Here is a 22,128-nt window from a genome sequence, read left to right on the forward strand (position 1 = left end):
AAAATCCGAACTTGGCTTATAGCGTTGTTCGGATTTTTGTTGCCTCATGGCAAGTCTGCTCTTAACAATCAAAAAGCTATAAAGCTTTATGAAGATCATTTAATAAAAAGTGATGAAATAGAAAGATTGGCATAGATTTATGTAAGGGCTTACATTATAATGGTAGTATTCAATGCAGAATCATTTAAGCTGGTTTATTTTTTACAATTATGGGAATAGAATTTAAAAGAAAAGGGTGTGTAAGCGATGGAAACCAACTTTAACGATTTCACGGTACACATGTCAAAAGAACAATTAAATGAAATGGTTTATGATGTAATGAGTAATAATTACCGAATTTTTTGGGGCTTCAATGATGGAAAGATGATTCTTAATATTTATAATAAACATGTTAACAATAAACTGATTTTTGTGAAAAATCATGGAATTTTAGAGCTTATTGATATGGATCTGAATAGCATTCACGTAGAAAAAGCTTTATTAAAGAGCGCTGATGGACTACTACTAACGAAGGCTAATCATCCCTTTAAAAATAAAACGGAGCTACTGAATGAAATTGATTTACAGCTTGAAAGGTTATTTTGGTATCAAAAACAATCGGATGAGCCAGTGATTCAAGAAATTAAAAAGAAACTAGCGCAAATCGTTCAAGAATATTCCACATGGTTAAGTGAGAACCCTTGAAATTCTGATTTTCGAATCAGAATTTTTTTTGAGGTTAAGATTAGTAGAACTTTTCTTCAATTAACCTTATAATAATAATCAGATAAATAAAAGAGTATGTGATAAGGAGAAGATAGTAGTGGGAGATATCAGTCAATTAAGTAAAGAAGACTTAAAAACGAAATTAGAACATTTACAAGAAACGTATACGAGCTATCAAGCTAAAAATTTATCTTTAGATATGTCTCGAGGGAAGCCTTGCTCTGAACAAGTTGATTTGTCAAAACCAATGTTAAATTTAGTAACTTCTGAAGATGAGTTAAAAACGCCAAATGGAATGGATGTAGGCAATTATGGCGGAATTGATGGAATTCAAGAAGCAAAGGTATTGTTTTCAAAAATCTTTGAAGTTGAGCCTAAGCAAGTCATTATTGGTGGAAACTCAAGCCTAACTTTAATGCATGATAGTATTGCTCGAGCTATGCTTTTCGGTGTGAATGGTGAGAAGCCTTGGTCCCAGCAAGAAAAAATCAAATTTATTTGCCCTACTCCTGGCTATGATCGTCATTTTTCTCTATGTGAATGGTTTGGTATTGAGATGATTACGGTTAACTTAATTGAAGGTGGACCGGATATGGACGAGGTAGAGAAGCTTGTTCAATCAGATGAGAGCATTAAAGGAATTTGGTGTGTACCAAAATATAGTAATCCGACTGGACAAGTATACAGTGATGAAGTGGTGGATCGATTAGCCCAGATGGAAACAAAAGCAACTGATTTTAGGATTTTCTGGGACAATGCTTATGCAATACATCATTTCTCAGATCATCCAAACCAATTGAAGAATATCGATCAAGCTTGTCATGAGGCTGGTCATGGAAACCGTGTTTTGCAATTTGCGTCTACTTCTAAGGTGACATTTCCGGGAGCTGGTCTTTCCGCGATCGCATCGAGTCCTGAAAATATCGAAAGCATTAAGTCGCAAATATCCTTTCAAACGATTGGACCAGATAAGATTAATCAATTACGTCATGTTCGCTTTTTTGAGAAAGAAGGCTCACTAGAGGAGCATATGAAAAAGCATGCAGACATTATCCGTCCTAAATTTGAAAAAGTTTTTGAACGGCTGGAGCTTCATCTACACGGAAAAGAAATAGCCACTTGGTTAAAGCCAGAGGGCGGCTATTTTATTAGCTTTAATACTTTAGAAGGATGCGCCAAAAAAGTCGTATCATTAGCAAAAGAAGCAGGTGTCATCCTGACTGGAGCTGGAGCGACCTATCCATATGGGAATGATCCATTCGACCAAAATATTCGAATTGCTCCTACTTATCCGAGTTTGGAAGAGCTACATGTTGCAATAGATGTGTTATGTATTTGTGTTGAAATAGTAAGTATTGAGAAATTATTAGCTTAATACTTTTAAATAACATCAATAAGGGGCTGGGACAAAGCCTGTATTAAAATCACCACATGAGAGAAATTTAAAATGATCTGTAATGGATGCAAACATCAAGAACGAACTATGAACCCTCCTTACTGTGAAAAAGGAGGGTTTTTTGAAAGGCTAGAAGGAGTAGGTTAGCGAACACAAGACACGGAGACTCCAGTGGGATAGAGTGGCCATGCCGAAATCCACTTTTTAAAAAAAGTTAGTTCAGCGTCACCCCACCAGTCGCAAGTATCTTGGGGGAGCGAACAGCTGGGCACCTAACATTTGTTTTGTGAGTATTATCTCATCTTTATTTTAGGAGGAAGGAAGAGTCGATGGATGATTTGATAGAATTCTCAGAAATATTGAAAACAAAAGATGAATTAAGGGAATATATTGGTGAACCGAGTGCATTAGCAAAGGGAAAGGTTATCGAGCATTTAGATGAGCATTGTTTGGATTTCATTAGTAAGTCTCCTTTTCTTATGCTTGCCACGAGTGATAATAATGGAAAAACAGATGTTTCACCACGTGGAGACAAAAGAGGATTTGTGAAGGTGTTAAATGAGAAACAGCTTTTAATTCCTGAACGACCTGGAAATAAAAGAATCGATTCCTTGATGAACTTGCTCGAAAACGCCTCTATCTCTTTAATTTTTGTTATTCCAGGATTAGGTGAAACTTTACGCATAAAGGGAACGGCAACGATTATAAAAGACCGTGAATGGATGGAGCGGCTTATCGAGAACCAGCATATACCTAAGTTAGCGATTGCAGTTGAGGTCGAAAAGTGCTTTATTCATTGTGCAAAGGCCATGATTCGTTCGAACATATGGAAGGAATCGACCTGGTTAAACAAGGAATCCTTGCCGAAAGCGGCAAAAATATTAAGAGATCATGCTCAACAATTAAACGTATCAGAAGCGCGAATCGAGAGTTCATTACAAGAAGGCTATCAGAAAAGATTATATTAATCTACTAAAAGTACATAATTTCACGTACCGTATTCAGTTTTAAAAAATATATAAAATAATCAAAAGCAAAAATAGAGCAGGGACAAAACGTCATTTAAAACATCACATTAGAGAATATAGGAAAAATATGTAATGTTAACAAACATCCATAACGACTTAGGAACCCTCCTTTTCAAAAAAGGAGGGTTTTTTGAACGGAATAAATTCCCTATGAAAGACGTAAGCTAGCGGACAGAAGACACGGAGACTCCAGTGGGAAGTAGTGGCCAGGCCGAAATCCACTTTTTAAAAAAAGTTAGTTCGGGCGCCACCCCACCGGACGCGAAGTGTCTTGGGTGAGCGAACAGGGGGGAACTAGAATGGTATAATCATATATTCGTGAGTTTTGTCCCGACCTCTTTACTTTTTTTAATATGTCGATGTCATTTCTTAAATTTAGGTAGAACTATAGAAAAACAAACAAACATTCGCTACAATAGGGGTTAGTAATCTATGGTTAATCACTAGAAAGTGGTGATACTTTGTTTAAAACAACGTTATCAGAATTAATACAACAAATTTCAATGGATGAAAAATTTGCCGATCATATTTCCTACTGGCACAAAATGAAGGAAGTGGAGGCTAAAACTCTTCCTTTTCCTGCTGATATTCATAAAAATATTCAAGAAGCTTTAATTCTTAGAGGTATTTCGCAATTATATACTCATCAAGTTTCAGCCTATCATTATGCGAGTAATCAAAAGCATTTTGTAGCGGTAACACCAACGGCTTCTGGAAAGACATTATGCTACAATTTGCCTGTATTGCAGCAAATAATAAAGAATGAAAATAGTCGTGCGCTCTATTTGTTCCCAACTAAAGCATTAGCACAAGATCAAAAGAGTGAATTAAATGAATTGATAGATGAAATGGGTGTTTCATTAAAATGCTTCACCTATGATGGAGATACTTCGCCGACAATCAGACAGGCCGTAAGGAAAGCGGGTCATGTGGTAATGACCAATCCAGATATGCTGCATTCAGCGATTTTACCTCATCATACAAAGTGGGTTTCTTTTTTCGAGAATTTAAAATATGTCATTATTGACGAGCTTCATACGTACAGGGGTGTGTTTGGTAGTCATGTAGCCAATGTGATTCGGCGCTTAAAGAGAATCGCCGCTTATTACGGAAGTTCTCCGGTGTTTATTTGTACTTCAGCAACGATTGCTAACCCTAAAGAATTAGGAGAAATGTTAACAGGAGAAAAGATGCAATTGGTTGATAATAACGGGGCTCCAAGAGGAAAAAAACACTTTTTATTTTATAATCCTCCTATTGTTAATCAATCTTTAAATATAAGAAAAAGCTCAACCTTTGAAGTCAATCAATTAGCTAAATACTTTTTGAAGAATAAAATACAGACGATTGTTTTTGCTAAAAGTCGTGTACGAGTAGAAGTCATTTTAAGTCATCTTCAGCAATTAACAAGAAAAGAGCTAGCTGCAAAGTCGATACGAGGTTATCGAGGTGGGTATTTGCCAAAGCAAAGAAGAGAAATAGAGCATGGTCTCAGAGCTGGTGAAATTCTAGGAGTTGTTAGTACAAATGCCTTAGAGTTAGGAGTCGATATAGGCCAATTGCAGGTTTGTATAATGAACGGCTATCCGGGAGCGATTGCATCTGCTTGGCAGCAGGCAGGGCGTGCAGGTAGAAGACAATCAGAATCACTTGTCATTATGGTAGCAAGCTCGAATCCAATTGATCAATATGTGATTCAGCATCCTGAATATTTTTTTGAACGCTCACCAGAAACAGCGAGAATTAATCCGGATAATTTAATCATTACGGTTGATCATTTAAAATGTGCTGCCTATGAGCTTCCATTTCGTAAAGGTGAAATGTTTGATGGGGTAGATGTGGAAGACATTTTAGAATTTTTAACAGACGAACAGGTTTTACATCAAAGTGGCGATAAATGGTATTGGATGAATGATGCCTTTCCAGCTCATGGTATTAGTTTGCGATCGGCCTCTCAGGAAAATGTCGTTATTATTGATCAGAGTGAGCAAGGAAAAGCAACCGTTATTGGAGAGATGGATCGATTTAGTAGCATGACCTTGCTTCATGATGAGGCCATTTATATGCATCAAGGGATTCAATATCAAGTTGAATATCTAGATTGGGAAGAAAAGAAAGCTTTTGTAAGAGAAGTGTCTGTTGAATATTTTACTGATGCGAATCTTGCAGTTGAATTAAAAGTGTTAGAAGAAGATGAGTTACAGCAATCGGCAAAAACAAGTTTATCGTTTGGAGATGTTATGGTCCATGCGAAAGCGACGATTTTCAAGAAGATTCGTTTGTCTACCTTCGAAAACATTGGTTCAGGACCTATTCATCTTCCTGAGGAAGAACTACATACGAATGCTGTTTGGCTTAGCTTTTCAAAGGATTTAGAAAAGGTTTATGGAGAGGAATCCATTGAGAGGGCATTAGTTGGATTAGCGAATGTTCTTTCACATGTAGCACCTGTTTTTGTCATGTGTGACTCTTCTGATATCCATGTAGTTCCACAATTAAAGGCTAATCATTCTGAGCAGCCAACTATATATATGTATGATCGTTATCCTGGAGGAATTGGTTTAGCAAAAGAGCTTTATAAGCATTTTTCCTCATTATTAGAGCAGGTTAAGCATTTAATTTCTTCCTGTGGGTGTGTAAAAGGGTGTCCTGCTTGTATTGGAGAACAGGGATTGGAAAAAGAAGGTTCAAAAGAAATGGTACGGACATTATTGAGGTTTGCTGAAGTTAGAAAGGGCAATCAAGATGATAAAAAATAAGCTGAATCGAATGAAAAATCACCTTGGTATGAAACCGAATCAAAAAGAAAAAGCACAGCCCATTGAAACGGCTCAAAAAAATGTGATGCCCGGTCTAGTCGAGCTTGACGAAAAATGGTCTAAGCTTGGCTTTAGCCCAAAATATTTTGAAAATGAAGTAACATTCATTAAAGAAACTCGATATCCAGTCGATTCCATTCTCGGGCCCTATGCTTTTTTAGAATTAGAAAAGGTCGTAAAAAAATGGTCAGCTGTTACTTTCAATCATCCCCTTTCAGCAGCAAATGTTCCGGTTGAGCAATTATTATTTTTTGATATTGAAACAACAGGATTAAGCTCAGGTGCTGGACATTCTATTTTTTTATTAGGGTATAGTAAAATAGAAAGAGATGAAGTACTTGTTCGACAATACCTATTGTCTGGACCTTCCTCAGAAGCGGCGTTTTATTATTATTTTTTGAATGATATAGAGGCTCATCATAAGCTTGTAACGTATAATGGAAAAGCGTTTGATTGGCCACAGGTAAAAACAAGGCACACATTTGTTAGAGACCAGGTACCGAATCTTCCTAAAATCGGACACTATGATTTACTTCATGCTGCAAGAAGGTTTTGGAAAGACACATTGCCTTCCTGCCGATTATCAATCGTAGAAAAAGAAATTTTACAGATTGATCGAATAGAAGATACACCAGGTTATCTCGCACCCATGCTTTACTTTGATTACTTAAATGAGCAGGAACCTTTGTATTTAGAAGGAATTATTAAGCATCATGAAATGGATGTGATGAGTCTTATTCCTTTATATATTCATATAAGTAGGATGATTTTAACAAATGAAAATGATGAATGGACTGAAAAAGAAAAATATGAAATAGCACGCTGGTTTTATTACTTAAAGGATGATGAAGAGGCGTTGCTTCGATTCCGAGCTTTAACAACCTCTAATGATCTCCTAATCAAACATAACAGCCTGCTTCATTTGGCACTCATTTATAAAAAGAAAAAACAATTAGATCAGGCTTATGAGCTTTTTCAAATCCTAGCTCTATCTGGAGAGCATCAAATCGTAAGTTTAGAAGAGCTAGCAAAATTATCGGAGCGAAAAAAGGATTATGATATCGCTTTGCTGCATTGTCAGAATGCCCTTAAGCTTATAAAAAATAATTCTTATTCTATAAAGGGAGAAAAGGTTAAAGAAGAACTTTTAAAACGTCAAAAAAGATTGTTTGTGAAGCTAGATGGGAAATAGATGATGAAACAGAACTATTTCCTGGGGAAGCGCATAAAATGAGGTTGTTTGCGAAAAAACTACAGAGCAATCTCTAACAATTTGTCGTATGATGTTTCTTTCTCGAAAAAAATGTCAAATATAAATGGTTTTAATTTGAACAAAAAGCTGAGTTTTTTGATGTAAATGGACGAAACAACTAGTACAACTGGCAGGCTTTAATCATAGGTTAATAGTGACTCAAATAAAAAGGAGGAAATACCCTATGCATTGTCATAAACCTATGCATCACTGTCAACAACCAGTCAATATGTGTCAAAAGCCTACAACAACGAAAGTAATGCCTGCAGTTGTTCATCCAACTAAACAAAATATTGTAGAGAAAACGTGTGAGTACATTGTTCCAGAAATACATCCAACTCATACCACTAATGTAACGAATCATGTTTATAAGCATGTTCATAGTTTCCCACACACGACTTCTAATCAACAAACGATTTCAAATCAGCAATTTGCAAGTGGACCAGGACCAGGACCAGTTGCTGGTGCAATGATGCCGCCACGTCCCCCTATGTATGGTGGCCAAATGATGGCACCGGGCTACGGTGCTCAAGCTCAAATGCCTTGGAATATGGGTGGAGGAAATTGTAACTGTAAAAAATAATAGGTGAAGGAAGTGAGTATAGAACTCGCTTCCTTTTCAATAGGAAGCAAATAAAACGAAGTTAAAGGAGAACAGTATTTCATGTTAAAAACGGTCGCTATTACTGGGTACAAGCCTCATGAGCTTGGGATTTTTAATCGTAAGCATGAAGGGATTACATATATACAAAAAGCATTTGAAAGAAAACTAATCCCGCTAATCGATGACGGGTTAGAATGGGTCATTATTAGTGGTCAGCTTGGTGTTGAACTTTGGGTTGGAGAATTAATATTACAATGGAAAAAAACACGCTTTCCTCATTTGAAATTAGCTGTATTAACTCCTTTTTTACAGCAAGAAGAGCAGTGGAAGGAAGAAACGAAGAGATATTATCAAGAAATAGTCAACCAAGCTGATTTTATCGATAGTATTACAAAAAGACCCTACGAAAACCCTAATCAGTTAAAGTTAAAAAATCAATTTATATTATCGAAAGTAGACGGATTAATTGCCTTATATGATGAGGAAAAAGAAGGAACGCCCATTTATTATATAAATGAAGCTAACATACAGAAAAAAGAAAGAAATTTTGAATTATTGCTAATAACGCCAGATGATATTAATATGATAGTAGAGGATGAATATTATCAAGAATAATGTTGAATAACGGAATTCCTTTGCTGATTAAAGAAAATCATTGGAATATCGTGAAAAATGCACAATTGAAATTGACAAGCGAGATAAGTTTTGAAAAAATAAGAATACTAACGTTTTCGGTACAGGGGTGATTGATTTGAATAAAAATGAAGTGCGATTTACGGCAGATGAAATTTTAAATAAAGAATTTAAGTCAAGTATGAGAGGCTATAATCAAGATGAGGTGGATAAATTTTTAGATGCTATTATTCAAGATTATGAAGCATTTAAGACAACCATTGCAAAGCTTGAAAAAGAAAACGCTCAATTACAAAGAGAATTAAAAAAAGCAAATGAGCGTCCACAAAAACAAGTAGCAGCTCCGACTGTTGGTAGTACAAACTATGATATTTTACAAAGACTATCTAATTTAGAAAAAGAGGTTTTTGGAAGTAAGCTCTATGAATAGGGCGATTATGAGTGTTTTAACAAGGAGATAAGATGGTAGTAGAGGTTTATATTGACGGAGCAAGTGCAGGGAATCCAGGACCTTCAGGTGCAGGCGTACTGATTAATTTTAAAAATGGAAAAGTTGAAGAGTTTTCAAAATCACTTTCTATCATGTCAAACCATGAAGCGGAATATGAAGCCTTACTTTTTGCTCTAAACCTATGTTTACAAAAAGAAATCAAGATGGCTTCTTTTCGAACGGATTCTCAATTGATTGAACAGGCTATTGAGCGAAGATATGTAAAAAATCGTCAGTTTCAAAAATATTTAAATGAAGCACTCATTATGATTGATCAGTTCGATTTGTTTTTTATCAAATGGATTCCTAGTCAATCAAATAAAAAGGCCGATCAATTAGCCAAGAATGCCATAAAAAGATAGGATTTCCTTCTTGGAATCCTTTCTTTTATATGTAGATAGCTTGGAAACTAGGTTGCAATAAGTGAGTATACACTGTATAATGAGTGAGGTCGCTTTAACCAATAAAGTATTTAGGTAATCGCTGCACATTTGTGTAGAGGAAAGTCCATGCTCGCACAGACTGCGATGTCTGTAGTGTTCGTGCCTAGCGAAGTCATAAGCTAGGGTAGCTTGGGTTCATAGCCTGTGCTAACGGCAAGATAAGCACCTAAGTCATCCGATATGGTGTGAAGTCTTTGAAAGTGCCACAGTGACGTAGTCTGATTGGAAACAATTAGAGTGGAACGCGGTAAACCCCTCGAGCGAGAAACCCAAAACATGGTAGGGGCATCTTCTCTTTCGGAAATGAACGAATCAGAAGAACAAGAGTTGACTCTCTTGTAGATAGATGGTTACCACCGGAGTACGAGGTTCATCACCGTTTGCAGTACAAAGGAACAGAACATGGCTTATCAAATGCTTTCGAGATGAAATAAAGTGACTGAGGAAATCCCTTTTAAGGGGTTTTTTTTGTTTTTAACTAGGTGAGCGACTAAAATTTATATTCCTCTATAATATTAATAAAATGAAAATGGCTATTTATCAATAAATATCAATACAAAAACGCTTTAAAGGAATAAATTTTTTTATTTACATTCTAAGATTATTGTTTTAAGATAATACATAACTATTAGAAAATTAAAACTAAAGGGGCCCGTAAAAGAATGAACAGAACTTGGAAAAAAATATCTGCAATCGCCATCTTAGGATTAGCTTTAACTGCCTGTGGTAATTCTGAAAATTCATCAGAAGGAGATAGTGATTTCACGGTAGGAGCAACACAAATAGTGGAGCATCCATCTTTAGACGCTGCTTATGAGGGATTTCAAGAAGCATTAAAGGATGCTGACTTAGAGGTCGACTATAAATTTTATAGTGCTCAAGGAGACCCGAATAATTCACAGGCCAATGCGGAGAATTTAGTTGCTGATCAAGTAGACTTAATCTTTGCCAATTCTACACCTAGTGCTCAAAGTGCTCTTCAAGCGACAAATAGTATTCCAATTGTTTTTACATCGGTTACGGATGCTGTAGCAGGTGAATTAGTGACCTCAATGGATGAACCAGGTGAAAATATAACAGGTGTAGTTGACTTACATCCAGATACCATTCAATATACCGTTGATTTTATCGAAGAATATTTTCCGGGTTCGAATATTGGAATGATATATAATGCAGGAGAGGCCAACTCTGTCACACAAATAGGTTTAGTTCATGAAGCGGTAGAAGGTACTAGCTTATCCATTATAGAAAGGTCGGTTGCTTCCTCTGCTGAGGTTCATCAGGCAGCTACTTCATTAGCGCCTGAGGTCGATGCTTTTTATATCATTACAGATAATACGGTTGTTTCAGCGTTAGATTCTGTTGTTCAAGTAGCAGATGATGAAGGTAAGCCGTTGTTTGTTGGAGAGCCAGATTCATTAGAAAAAGGTGGTTTTGCAACATTTGGAATAGATTATTTTTCAATTGGATATCGTTCAGGTGAAATGGCTGCACAAATATTAAAGGGTGAATCAACAACCTCAGATATCCCCGTAGAATATCCTCAGGATATGCAGTTATTTATTAATAAAACAGCCGCAGAAGCTCAAGGAGTAGAGTGGAATAGTGATTGGGATGAATCGGCAGAATTAGTAGAATAATAAGGAAACCGACCTGTCCGAGCTATGTGACAAGTCGGTTTCATTTGTTCCCAAAACACTAAGGAGGATTATGTTATGTCTTATGCAATTTTTAGCGCAATCGAATCAGGACTTATTTATGCCATTATGGCTTTAGGTGTATATTTATCTTTTAGAATATTAGATTTTCCAGACTTAACGGTTGATGGAAGTTTTGTAACAGGGGCAGCAATTGCTGCTATCTCAATCATTGCCGGTTTTCCCCCTCTAATCGCTTCTTTATTTGGTTTTTTAGCCGGTTTTTTAGCGGGGATGATCACAGGTATCATTCATACAAAGGGAAAAATAAATGCTCTTTTATCTGGAATTTTAATGATGATCGCTTTGTACTCGATTAATTTGAGGATAATGGGTCAGCCTAATGTGCCGTTACGTAATCAAGAGAACCTCTTTGCTCAGTTTGGTCAAGTGGTAGAATCACTAGGTATCAACCAAGCATTATATTCCTTTTTTGGATTATTTGGATTGAGTGAGGTTCAGCTTCCAAGGACATGGGCCATTATTATATTTATGATTATTGTTATTATCTTAATTAAATTTGCGATGGATTATTTCTTGAAAACCGAAATTGGCTTAGCTTTACGAGCGACTGGAAATAACCAAAAAATGATTCGCAGTTTATCAGCCAATACAGATTGGTTAATTATTTTTGGATTAGGGATATCAAATGGTTTAGTCGCGCTATCTGGCTCCTTAATTGCTCAGCACGGTGGATTTGCAGATGCAGGAATGGGTGTAGGTTTAATTATTATTGGTCTTGCCTCTGTTATAATAGGGGAAGCTTTATTTGGTACGAAAACGATATTCCGAGCAACCCTTGCGATAATAGGAGGAGCGATTGTTTATCGTATAGTGGTAACATTAGCTCTTAGAGTGGACTTCTTAGAAGCCGGGGATGTTCGATTAATAACAGCTATTCTCGTAATTGCAGCTTTAGTAACACCTAAAATGATTCATACTCATCGAGAGAAGAAAAGAAAAAGACAAAAACGTTTAGAACAAAATGAGGTGAAAGGGCATGCTTAATATAGAACAATTATCGATTACCTTTAATGAGGGTACACCAGATGAAAAAAAAGCTCTTGCCAATATCAACCTTTCTTTAACACCAGGACAGTTTGTCACGATAATAGGAAGTAATGGAGCAGGCAAATCCACTTTAATGAATATGATATCAGGATCTCTAATGCCGGATGTTGGAGATGTGAAAATTGCTGGTAACAAGGTTACCTTTGAGCCAGAATACAAAAGAGCCAGATTAATTGGTCGTGTTTTTCAGGATCCAATGGCAGGAACTGCTCCCTCTATGACGATTGAAGAAAACTTAGCACTTGCTTATTCAAGAAATAAAAAAAGAACCTTAAAATTCGGTGTTACAAAGAATAGAAAAGATTTATTTGTAGAACATTTGAAAACCTTAAATTTAGGATTAGAGAATCGTTTATATGCAAAGGTAGGATTACTATCCGGTGGGGAAAGACAAGCATTGTCTCTTCTAATGGCAACCTTTACTGAGCCTAAAATTCTTTTATTAGATGAACACACAGCTGCACTAGATCCTTCTAGAGCAGAGCTTATTACTAACTTAACAAAAGAGATTGTAGAAGCCCATCAATTAACAACCTTAATGGTCACTCATAATATGCAGCAAGCCTTGGATTTAGGAAACCGCCTCATTATGATGGATAAAGGACAAATTATATTAGATGTTAATGAAGAGGAGAAAAAGGGGCTTACGATTGAAAAATTATTACAGGAATTTCAGCGAATTCGCGGAACACAAATGGAAAATGATCGAGCGATTTTAGGTTAAATAAAAGCTAGGCTTTGAGAGGGTAGGACAATCTGCATGAAAGAGCAACTGCACAAATGTTAGGTGCTTCCGAACTAATCGACTGGAGTATTCATGCTTATGTCCGCCAGATTTCATTTTCTATAAAGAAGCTACAATTAATTACAAATAGAACCCTCCTTCTTTTAGATAAGAAGGAGGGTTCTATTCGTCCATAACACACCCTTTCAAGTTTCGGCTAAATGAGCTATTTAAAAAAATTTTATATGCATTAAATAAGGTGACATAAGATTAATTATGTAAACTTAAGTTTTTAATATATATTTTATTATATATTTTACATTTTTTGAAATACTAAAATGAAAACAAAAAGGAGGTATGAGATATGGCCAATAAAGACGACCGCTCAAATAACGCCGAAAGAATAGAAAAAATCATTCAAAACACAGAGGAAAATATGAAAGAAGCCGAAAATTATCTAAATAGCTTTGAAGGTGAGCTAAGTTCTGACGAAAGAAAAAAATTGAATGAGAAAAAACAACAGCGTGAAGAAAGCTTAAATGTTTTACGTGAAGAATTAAAAGATGAACAATCTTTTCAGGCAGATCAACATGAGTAATGTGAAATAATGAATAGTAAAACGATGAACGCTTCCTTATGGGAGTTTTCATCGTTTTATTTTGACGCTCCTTAGGGGCAGAGCTAATCTTGTACAAGCCAAATTAGAATTGGAAATCTCCATCTTTCATTAACAGGACTTCAGTTTCATCTTCTTTTATACCTACTACTTTCATATCTTCACTACCAAAGGTCACATTAACTAACAGGAGTGAAGTATTAAGTCCAGCTTCTTTCAACTCTTCCTCCGTAAGGTTACTGCCATTTTGAAGGTTAGAAGGGGAGGCGTTTCCGATTCCAATATGGCAGGCCGTATTTTCATCAAACAAGGTGTTATAAAAAAGAGTATTTGTTTGAGAAAGAGGTGAGTGGTTAGAGACTAAGGCAATTTCACCTAAATAATTTGAACCTTCGTCTGTTTCGATGATATTTTGTAACGCTTCTTGCCCTGTGGTGGCGTAATAGTCAGTAATCCGCCCATCTTTAAAGGTTAGGTAAAAATCATCGATGACACTTCCACCATAGATAAGTGGTTTGGTGGCTACTAATTTGCCATTTACCTTATTTTTTAGGGGAGCGGAGAATATTTCTTCAGTGGGAATGTTCGGAAAGAACGAGATTCCTTTTTTATCAATAACTCCGCCGCCGATATAGAGGTGATTATTAGGCATACCGAATAATAAATCAGTTCCTTGGTTATTCGTAAAATGCAAGGCTTTAAATTGGCTATCGTTTAGGAATTTTTTCCGTGATTCAAAGGCTCTGTCATGATTTATCCAGTCTGTTAGAGGATTTTTCCCATCAGCTCGAGCTCCCTGTAAGATTAATCTCCATAAAGAATGTAGGGCTTCTTCCTTATTTAAGTGAGGAAAAACTTTAGTTGCCCATGAGAAGGATGGAACAGCAAGAAGACACCATCGTACCTCGTGAGATCTAATCTTTTCATAATAAGCCTTCAACTTCGTGCGAGACCCCTTTTGAAAGCGGCTCATTCGTTCTGGGGAAACCTCTTTAAAGTCATCAAAGTTTTCAGAGATAATACGGATATAAGCGGCACCTGCATCATCCCACTCCTTAAAGCGGGCAGCCTGCCAGTCCGGAAAGTAATCGATGCTATCATCTGAAGCATGTAAATAAAACTCTTTGGTCGACTGTTCATCTGTCCAATCCATCACCACATTGGAAGCTCCCGCCTGATAGGCTGCTGTTTGAATGAGACGTGCAAATGTTACATTTTCTATATCACTATGAATAATGACTAATTGATTTTTTTGCAAATTCACACCAGCCCGTACCGCAAGCTCTGCATACTTTTTCAATTGTTCTTCACTAACCAGCTCATATTTCCCTTTAGTCATTGCCTATCTTCTCCCTAACTTTTTATTCCATTATAACATTAGGTACATCATAACAATTTGCAGCCACGCCGATCCACCTTAACTCCTTTTGGTTGTGATAATTTCATGTACCATAATAAATATAAAAATTATTTTTTTAAAGTAACAGGCATTTAGTTGTAACATGTAGCAATTATCTTTATAATGAAGCGTATGAAAAAGTTCGGAAATTGAAGGAGAGTTTTATGAATAGAGTTACGTTAATTGCAACAGCGACTATGGGTTTAGAATCAATCGTTGCCAGAGAGGTTAAAGATTTAGGTTATGAAGATGTACAAGTAGAGAATGGAAAAGTTATGTTTACGGCTGATGTTTCCTCAATTGCTAGAGCTAATTTGTGGATTCGTACTGCTGATCGTATAAAAATAAAAGTAGCAGAATTTAAAGCATTTACTTTTGATGAGCTATTTGAAAAAACAAAGGCGCTAGCTTGGGCTGACTATATTCCGGTAAATGCTGAGTTTCCAGTAATCGGACGTTCCGTCAAATCAAAGCTTTTTAGTGTATCTGATTGCCAAGCTATTGTAAAAAAGGCTGTAGTTGAAAGCTTAAAAAAGAAATACAAAACCACTTGGTTTGATGAAACTGGACCACTATATCGAATAGAGGTTGCTCTTCATAAAGATGTTGCTACATTAACATTGGATGCTAGTGGTGTAGGATTACATAAGCGTGGCTATCGTTCTCTACATAATCAAGCACCTTTAAAGGAAACGATGGCAGCTGCGATGATTATGCTTACTTCATGGAAAGAAGACAGACCACTTGTTGACCCATTTTGTGGCTCTGGTACGATACCAATTGAGGCTGCGATGATTGGTCAAAATATTGCACCAGGATTCAATCGTGATTTTGCTTCCGAGAAGTGGTCTTGGATCGGGAAAGATATTTGGGATAAAGCGAGACAAGAGGTAGAGGACTTAGCCAATTATGATCAGCCTCTTAATATTTTAGGAACGGATATCGACCACCGGTCTGTTGAATTAGCGAAAAATAATGCATTAGAAGCCGGTTTCGGTGATTTAATTTCTTTTAAGCAAATGCAAGTTCGAGATTTCAGTCATAAAGACAGCTATGGAATTATTATAGGGAACCCACCGTACGGAGAACGATTAGGAGAAAGAGAAGAAGTTGAAATCATGTACAAAGAGATGGGACAAGCCTTTTCCAGCTACGACACATGGTCTGTTTATATGCTTACTTCTAATGAGTCCTTCGAAACTATATATGGTAAAAAGGCCTCTAAAAAAAGAAAGCTATACAATGGAAATATTAAAACCGATTATTATCAGTTTTTTGGACCGAGACCACCAAAACAGACGACATGATATAGAATTTGAACAGTAGAAAATAATCATTGATGATAACTCTGACTATTTGTGTATTTAGCCATATTCTTTTTTCATTCATTATAAATGAGAAAGGTATGGCTTTTTGTTTAATTATTAATTTAACGGAGACAAAAAACATGAATCAGAAACTTAAGCAATTATTCGAGGAGGATCAATATGACCTTCGTACAATGCCTTACGATAGAATTAAACGTGATAAAGAAAGGCGTATGGAATTAAATATTCACCGTTTTTAATCTTAATTATAATGAAGCAGACATACATATTATGTTATGTTTTAAATTGAAAGTATTAAGAGGTGATTTGCTCCCCTCATTCAATCATATTACATGGTATTCCATCGTTGATATTAGGGCCATTCTCAGCTCTACAAGAAGTACAATGACTTTGAATACCTTCTAAATTATTTTGGTTCTGGCGGTGAATTGTTTTACCGAAAGCGTTATTTGAATAATAAATGTGGATGTTTTTTGAATGATTTTGTGAACATCTCGGACATGATTTTAGTCTTAAATCAGAAGAATATTGGGATATCTTAAGTGGTTGTCTACAATGTGTGCAATTCATAATAGCCTCCTCATTCTGGGGATAATATAAACTTATAATTTTAATAATACTAATTTAGTGAATTTCATAATGGCTCGAGAATGAAACCGAACGTTTATTAAAAAATATGTCTTGAATGTTTGTGAATTAACTTGTTGATTGTAACGGTAGGTAGTGACTCCCAAAGGATGAGCGCAGTGTGAAGATCCACTTTGACGAAGCTCTGCGTAGTCAGAGTTAGCTGAAGACAAGCCCTTGGGAAAGCATCTACCTAAAGTGGAAATCAACAACCTAATGCTCGGTTTTCATTGTAAGATATTCATTATGAAATTGATAAATATATAAGTTTCATAACAAAATGCTCTTTTTGATAGCGTTATATGCAATCTAAGAGTTTTTAAATTCAATGGTATGATTTATTCTGTTTTTTGGTTTTTATTTAAAAATATGTTATTCGATATTTTTACGACGAAAAGTGATAAATAATAAACAATTAAGATATTAAATAATATACCTAAAATTTGAAAAGTAAATAATCCATGCCCCATATATGAAAAGGCAACTGCAGGGAACCCAAAATAATAATAGTTAAAAGGACCTTCCTCAATTATTAACCCTACATTAGGTAAAAACCCAAAAATAATAGAGGCAGCGACGCTAAATATAAGTAATTTTTTATTTTTAATCAAATTAAAACCTCTCTTTCTTGATTACTGAATTACTTGTTTTACATAATGAAGGAAATTACTTTGAAATAAGCTAAATAATATATATAAGTACCTTCCTTGCTCACTTATCTTAAATAATAGAAAGATGGCTACATGATTTAATAGTATATAAAAATACCTACTTAGTTGATTCGATCATAGTAGTGAAAGGTTTCGATCCATTTATAAGTGCTTTCCTCTTCATCCCATTCAAAAACATGTAACTCTCCATAGGAATTAACGATAAATCGATTTTCTCCTAATGCAGTAATTTGACCATCTGATACCATCTCCATTTGAATAGGGAGGTTATAGTTCTGTTCGCTAGAAGGTTCAGAGTTACTAAATAAAATGAAAATTAAGCAAATTAATATCGCAATAAGAATGCCTCTGTTTGGATTTTCTTTCATCAGATATTTTCTCTTCCTCTCATTATAGTTGGATTAAAATAGTATAATAGCGCTTACTATAAACATAATAAAAAAAGTGGTATAAAAGGATATGTTTATTTTTTTTCTGGACTCTATATGCTTGGTAGTGAGCTTTTTTACTATTAATTTGCTTAAAAAGACTAATAGACATGAGATTAAGAAATTAGTAAGGATTAATATAAGGTTGGAAGTAGGAAATGTAAATGAAAAAATAATCAAGCATATGAGAGCAAAAAATACAGCTACTACTCCAGTTAAAAGGTACTTTTTCATGGAAACCCCCAAAATATTGAACGAATTGTAAATAGTATACATTTAAAAATGAGCGTTTAAAAGCATAATTTTTGAAATATTTGGATTTTTGGTAGCATGAAAGGTTAAATTAAAAAACGACCTGAGATTGTCAGGTCGCTAAAAATGAGTACTCTATTCTAATTCTAAATCGTCTGGAAAGACCATTTCACTAAAGGTTTCCCCAGATGCTTCATCCTCTAAATTCACTGTAACTTTCGCTTTTTCACCATCTTGCCCATCAAAAACTTGATAATACATACCTAGTATTCCTAATGAAAATAACATAAATCCATCGAATGAATTCTCAAATTGCTCTCGATCGACTGTAACTGTAAATTCAGAATAAGATTTGTTATTCGTTATATTTTTAATCGATGTGATTTCTTCGTCATTGATGATTTCTTCAAGAGCAGTTTGAATGTTTGCTTCCATTTCATCCAGTAATTCTTTATGCTGTGCTTTAGATACTTTATAAATAACCGTTCCATTTTCGTTCACTGTTACATCGTTAATTCCTTCTTCTTCTGCACTTGCTTTAATTTCGTCTTCTGTCATATCTTCAAAGAACATAGCGGGCAATGTAATTTCAACGTTAAACAACCCTTTATCGACATTTGCCTCTTGCTGCTCTTCTTCCTCATTTTCTTCAGCCGGATTTTCGCTTTCTTCGGCCTCGGCAGATTCGTCAGAGTTACTTACTTCGTCATTACCCCCACAAGCCGTTAAAATAAGAATTCCAATTAATAATGCTAACCATATAAGGTTTTTTTTCATGATAGTTCCCCCTTTAAGTACAAACAACTTCTTGATTATACATAAAAAACCAAATAAATGCATCTATTTTTCTAGGAATATATACTTATGTTTAACAAATAAAAGTTTACAAGGACGTTCTTAATCGTTATATACTTAAGGAAGGGAGTGCAGGTAAATGACAAATTTAATAAAGGATTGATTATGATGAAACTTACTATAAAAAGAGCTCTACTTCTCATTCTATTTTTATCTATTTTGGCTTCTTGTGGTGAGAGTGATCCGTCCAATGACCAAGCAAGTCAGGGAACTGATTATAAAGATGGTTGGTGGATACAAGGCTATGTAAGCGATGTAAAGGAACAAAGTGTCTTACTTGAAACGGAATCTACTGGGTTAGTTTTCTTTAGTGAAGTTGGAGGAGCGGAGGTAGGAGATTATATCAAAATGAAAGTAGAAGCAATAATGGAATCCTATCCTGGCCAAGCCCATGTATTAGATTATGAGATTGAAGAACCAGAGCTTCCAGATGCTATGAATATGGATGCAAAGCAAGCCATTCAAGAGGCGTACCCGCTTGTTCTTGAGCAATTGGATATGGAAGCAGTATCTGAGGAGCTTCATTATGTGACTGTTCGAGATGTGGTGTTTAATTCAGAGCATCAAAGTTGGCAAATTATTTTTTTTTCAAATGAAAGTGGAGAGCTAACGATTGAAATATCAAATAAATAATCTATCTGTTTTTAACTTAAAGGAGGTATCTATATATTATTTTTTTCAGGATTGTTCGTTTTTCTTATTACATTTGTTCTATTTATCGTTTTATTGGTAAAAGTAATGAAGAGTTACATAAAAAAGAAGCCATTTCCAAAGAAAGTATTTTACAGTTTTATTTGTAGCCTATTTTTGCTTTTTACTCATTATGTATACGTACAATATTTTTTTACGTTTGATTTTATTAATAAGGGAGATATGCAAATAGGTCAAGGACCAATCCTATCGCCAACGGAAAAATATAGTGCTAATGCTTATTATGAACTTTATGGTGGAGCTGCTGGCGGTGTGAATGTTTGGGTAGAAGTTACTGACCATCAAGAAAACAATTCAGTAAAAACCGTATATTATAGTGATGCAAAAACAAATTTTTTTCTTAAATGGGTAGGGGAGTATACACTAGAAATTACGAATAAGCATTTTAATTATCCAGATTCTGACCGAAGTATCGAGCTGGATGTAACAAATGAGATATATCATGAGAACGGAGCTGCATGCAAAAGCTTGTTATTAGAATTTACAACCTGCTATCAGCATTATTAGTTTAAAGATGCCCAAACAACATCCAGAAAGCGAGTTTAAAGCTTTTTCACGTGACACATTACCCCAAATAAATAAGCCTGTCGAAAGTCTCATGTATATGAGATTACTATCGACAGGCTGAAAACACTTATATGAGCATTTTATATAGTCTAAAAAAAGAAAAGCTTATCGTTCGAAAGGAACCCAACCTTCTCTATTTTCAATCTTCTTCCATAAATTTTCGGGAAGTTGATATTTGTCCTTCTCTTTTAATTGTAAAATATATTCAATTTCTTCTAATTGGTCATTCATTACTAATTGACCCCATCTAGGTGCAATCAGTAGCTCTCTTCCAAAAGCGATGAGCGGAATATTTTTCTCGCGAACCTCTAAAGCTTGGTCAGGAGTGTTAATACTACCAACAGCTATCAATGGAACACGCTCATTGATTACATCCCTAATGAGCTCCACTCTAGACAAATTCGTCTGCGCAGCTCCTCTATGTGGAGCTGATAAAGCTTCAGCTAATGAAATGTGAAGATAATCTAACGGTTTATTTGCTAAAGCATCCACCAATGCAAAGGTTTCAGTCATCGTCAGTCCAGGGGTACTAGGTTCCTCTGGAGAAAATCTATAACCAAGGATAAACGGTTTATTAGCGTATTTTTCGATGATTTCTTGACAAGTATCCACAATCTCTAAAGGAAATCTCATACGATTTTCATTCGTGCCACCCCACTGATCTTCTCTTATATTGGAGTGAGGAGAATAAAATTGCTGAATTAAATAGCCGTTAGCACCATGTATTTCAACACCATCAAACCCTGCATCAATCGCTCTTTTTGTAGCGTCTCCAAACGCCTTAATAATTTCTTTAATTTCATCATGCTGTAAGGAACGAACTCCTTCTTTAGTAGAAGAAGCAGAGACAACGTCACGATTTGGAACTAACTCTGGAGGACATTGAAAACCGCCATGATGAATTTGGATATTCGCTTTTGCTCCTTCATTTTGGATAGTCTTCGCTAATTTTTTTAAGCCTGGAAGCATTTCATCACTAAAAATACCGGGCTGACCATAAAAGGCTTTACCATTTTCCGTCACATTGGCACATGCGGTTATAATCGTTCCAAAATCCTTTGATCGAACTTTAATATAAGCTAATTCCTCTTCGGAGATGGTACCATCTTCATTTGATGAATAGTGAGTCATTGGTGCTAATACTAGACGATTTTTAATATCAACTCCGTTTGGGAAGGTAAATGTTTCAAATAGCGGTTTGTATTTCTGTTGCATGAGTATCCTCCTCTAGAATATATGTAATATCTTATATTATAAGAAAATGGTTAGAACGTATGCAAAGAAGATGCTCTAATTTTAATTAAACTGAATTAATTTATCTCTTCTATCTTTTTATGAAGAACGATCGATTAGGTTTTTGATTTTCACTATAGGTAGATGCTTTCCCAAGGGCTTGTCTTCAGCTAACTCTGACTACGCAGAGCTTCATCAGAGTGGATCTTCAAACGGCGCTCATCCTTTGGGAGTCACTACCTTTCATTACAATTAACGAGTGGATTCGCAACTATTCAGATGATGAAATGGACTCAACTTATAAAAATTTAATAGTACGAAACTTTTCAAACCCCTCATCGTATATGTAGTAAGTGATTTTCTATGAAAATAGGAGGTGTTAATAATGTATGAATATAAATTTGTAAAAATTGAGCTTAGTAAGTGGAATCGAGTTCCTGATGGTGATTATCAAGATATTATAGTAAAGCATGCGAATGAAGGGTGGAGGCTTGTGCAAATATTTGCTCCGTCCACACATGGATATGGTTCAGCTGCTTATTTTGAAATCATCTTTGAAAAATTAACATAGTTTTTTAT

Annotated in this window: 22 protein-coding genes and 1 other RNA gene; 18 read left to right on the plus strand and 5 right to left on the minus strand. The window is 35.4% G+C overall.

Annotated elements, in window-relative coordinates:
* Positions 1 to 246: 246 nt before the first annotated feature.
* The 14 genes from AZF04_RS19985 (at position 247) to tlp (ending at position 13,460) form a co-directional block, all read left to right on the plus strand.
* Positions 247 to 684: a hypothetical protein gene (locus AZF04_RS19985; protein WP_061950320.1), complete on the plus strand. Its 438-nt coding sequence runs from the start codon at positions 247 to 249 to the stop codon at positions 682 to 684.
* Positions 685 to 802: 118 nt separating this feature from the next.
* The gene (locus AZF04_RS19990; protein ID WP_061950321.1) at positions 803 to 2,080 is read left to right on the plus strand and encodes an aminotransferase class I/II-fold pyridoxal phosphate-dependent enzyme; all 1,278 of its coding nucleotides are present in this window, start codon (positions 803 to 805) and stop codon (positions 2,078 to 2,080) included.
* Positions 2,081 to 2,430: 350 nt separating this feature from the next.
* The gene (locus AZF04_RS19995) at positions 2,431 to 3,069 is read left to right on the plus strand and encodes a pyridoxamine 5'-phosphate oxidase family protein (RefSeq protein ID WP_061950322.1); all 639 of its coding nucleotides are present in this window, start codon (positions 2,431 to 2,433) and stop codon (positions 3,067 to 3,069) included.
* A gap of 521 nt (positions 3,070 to 3,590) precedes the next feature.
* The gene (locus AZF04_RS20000; protein ID WP_061950323.1) at positions 3,591 to 5,888 is read left to right on the plus strand and encodes a DEAD/DEAH box helicase; all 2,298 of its coding nucleotides are present in this window, start codon (positions 3,591 to 3,593) and stop codon (positions 5,886 to 5,888) included.
* On the plus strand, positions 5,875 to 7,140 hold the full coding sequence (locus tag AZF04_RS20005) for a ribonuclease H-like domain-containing protein (RefSeq protein WP_061950324.1): 1,266 nt from the start codon (positions 5,875 to 5,877) through the stop codon (positions 7,138 to 7,140). The genes AZF04_RS20000 and AZF04_RS20005 overlap by 14 nt, the downstream gene beginning before the upstream one ends.
* Before the next feature lie 244 nt (positions 7,141 to 7,384).
* Positions 7,385 to 7,783 (plus strand): spore coat protein, encoded by a 399-nt coding sequence (locus AZF04_RS20010; RefSeq protein WP_235600039.1) that lies wholly within the window; start codon positions 7,385 to 7,387, stop codon positions 7,781 to 7,783.
* An 81-nt stretch (positions 7,784 to 7,864) separates the two neighbouring features.
* Entirely contained in the window at positions 7,865 to 8,419 is a 555-nt protein-coding gene (locus AZF04_RS20015) for an SLOG family protein (RefSeq protein ID WP_061950325.1), read from the plus strand.
* 136 nt (positions 8,420 to 8,555) lie between these two features.
* Positions 8,556 to 8,867, plus strand: coding sequence for a cell division regulator GpsB (gpsB, locus tag AZF04_RS20020; RefSeq protein ID WP_061950326.1), 312 nt, complete (start codon positions 8,556 to 8,558; stop codon positions 8,865 to 8,867).
* 32 nt (positions 8,868 to 8,899) lie between these two features.
* Entirely contained in the window at positions 8,900 to 9,289 is a 390-nt protein-coding gene (locus AZF04_RS20025; protein ID WP_045488073.1) for a reverse transcriptase-like protein, read from the plus strand.
* 106 nt (positions 9,290 to 9,395) lie between these two features.
* Positions 9,396 to 9,785, plus strand: an RNA gene (gene rnpB, locus AZF04_RS20030) — RNase P RNA component class B.
* Positions 9,786 to 10,032: 247 nt separating this feature from the next.
* Positions 10,033 to 11,010, plus strand: coding sequence for an ABC transporter substrate-binding protein (locus AZF04_RS20035; RefSeq protein WP_061950327.1), 978 nt, complete (start codon positions 10,033 to 10,035; stop codon positions 11,008 to 11,010).
* Positions 11,011 to 11,085: 75 nt separating this feature from the next.
* Complete coding sequence (locus AZF04_RS20040; protein WP_045488067.1) at positions 11,086 to 12,075, plus strand: ABC transporter permease; 990 nt, start codon at positions 11,086 to 11,088, stop codon at positions 12,073 to 12,075.
* Positions 12,068 to 12,862, plus strand: a complete 795-nt coding sequence (locus AZF04_RS20045; RefSeq protein WP_061950328.1) for an ABC transporter ATP-binding protein — start codon at positions 12,068 to 12,070, stop codon at positions 12,860 to 12,862. Before AZF04_RS20040 ends, AZF04_RS20045 begins: the two co-directional genes overlap by 8 nt.
* 364 nt (positions 12,863 to 13,226) lie before the next feature.
* On the plus strand, positions 13,227 to 13,460 hold the full coding sequence (tlp, locus tag AZF04_RS20050) for a small acid-soluble spore protein Tlp (protein ID WP_061950329.1): 234 nt from the start codon (positions 13,227 to 13,229) through the stop codon (positions 13,458 to 13,460).
* A gap of 103 nt (positions 13,461 to 13,563) precedes the next feature.
* On the opposite strand, the gene AZF04_RS20055 is transcribed toward tlp, so the two are convergent.
* A complete protein-coding gene (locus tag AZF04_RS20055; protein ID WP_061950330.1) occupies positions 13,564 to 14,817 on the minus strand; it encodes an aminopeptidase in 1,254 nt (417 codons plus the stop codon).
* 224 nt (positions 14,818 to 15,041) lie between these two features.
* Between AZF04_RS20055 and AZF04_RS20060 the strand changes: the two genes are divergently transcribed.
* Positions 15,042 to 16,184 carry a THUMP domain-containing class I SAM-dependent RNA methyltransferase gene (locus AZF04_RS20060; RefSeq protein ID WP_061950331.1) on the plus strand — a complete coding sequence of 381 codons (1,143 nt, stop codon included), beginning with the start codon at positions 15,042 to 15,044 and terminating at the stop codon, positions 16,182 to 16,184.
* Between the two features lie 986 nt (positions 16,185 to 17,170).
* Here the strand turns inward: AZF04_RS20060 and AZF04_RS20065 are convergent.
* The 3 genes from AZF04_RS20065 to AZF04_RS20080 form a co-directional block, all read right to left on the minus strand.
* The gene (locus AZF04_RS20065) at positions 17,171 to 17,443 is read right to left on the minus strand and encodes a hypothetical protein (protein ID WP_061950332.1); all 273 of its coding nucleotides are present in this window, start codon (positions 17,441 to 17,443) and stop codon (positions 17,171 to 17,173) included.
* Between the two features lie 161 nt (positions 17,444 to 17,604).
* Positions 17,605 to 17,871, minus strand: a complete 267-nt coding sequence (locus AZF04_RS20070) for a hypothetical protein (protein WP_061950333.1) — start codon at positions 17,869 to 17,871, stop codon at positions 17,605 to 17,607.
* Positions 17,872 to 18,318: 447 nt separating this feature from the next.
* The gene (locus AZF04_RS20080; RefSeq protein WP_061950335.1) at positions 18,319 to 18,960 is read right to left on the minus strand and encodes a hypothetical protein; all 642 of its coding nucleotides are present in this window, start codon (positions 18,958 to 18,960) and stop codon (positions 18,319 to 18,321) included.
* A gap of 186 nt (positions 18,961 to 19,146) precedes the next feature.
* Between AZF04_RS20080 and AZF04_RS20085 the strand changes: the two genes are divergently transcribed.
* Both AZF04_RS20085 and AZF04_RS20090 read left to right on the plus strand, forming a co-directional pair.
* Positions 19,147 to 19,671 (plus strand): hypothetical protein, encoded by a 525-nt coding sequence (locus tag AZF04_RS20085; RefSeq protein ID WP_153017313.1) that lies wholly within the window; start codon positions 19,147 to 19,149, stop codon positions 19,669 to 19,671.
* Between the two features lie 105 nt (positions 19,672 to 19,776).
* A complete protein-coding gene (locus tag AZF04_RS20090; protein WP_161485283.1) occupies positions 19,777 to 20,256 on the plus strand; it encodes a DUF5412 family protein in 480 nt (159 codons plus the stop codon).
* Positions 20,257 to 20,421: 165 nt separating this feature from the next.
* On the opposite strand, the gene AZF04_RS20095 is transcribed toward AZF04_RS20090, so the two are convergent.
* Positions 20,422 to 21,531: an NADH-dependent flavin oxidoreductase gene (locus AZF04_RS20095; protein ID WP_061950338.1), complete on the minus strand. Its 1,110-nt coding sequence runs from the start codon at positions 21,529 to 21,531 to the stop codon at positions 20,422 to 20,424.
* Positions 21,532 to 21,934: 403 nt separating this feature from the next.
* Here AZF04_RS20095 and AZF04_RS20100 point away from each other — a divergent pair, with 403 nt between their 5' ends.
* A complete protein-coding gene (locus AZF04_RS20100; protein ID WP_061950339.1) occupies positions 21,935 to 22,120 on the plus strand; it encodes a DUF4177 domain-containing protein in 186 nt (61 codons plus the stop codon).
* Positions 22,121 to 22,128: the final 8 nt, after the last annotated feature.

The organism is Alkalihalobacillus trypoxylicola, assembly GCF_001590785.1.
GTDB classification, from domain to species: domain Bacteria; phylum Bacillota; class Bacilli; order Bacillales; family Bacillaceae_D; genus Alkalihalobacillus; species Alkalihalobacillus trypoxylicola.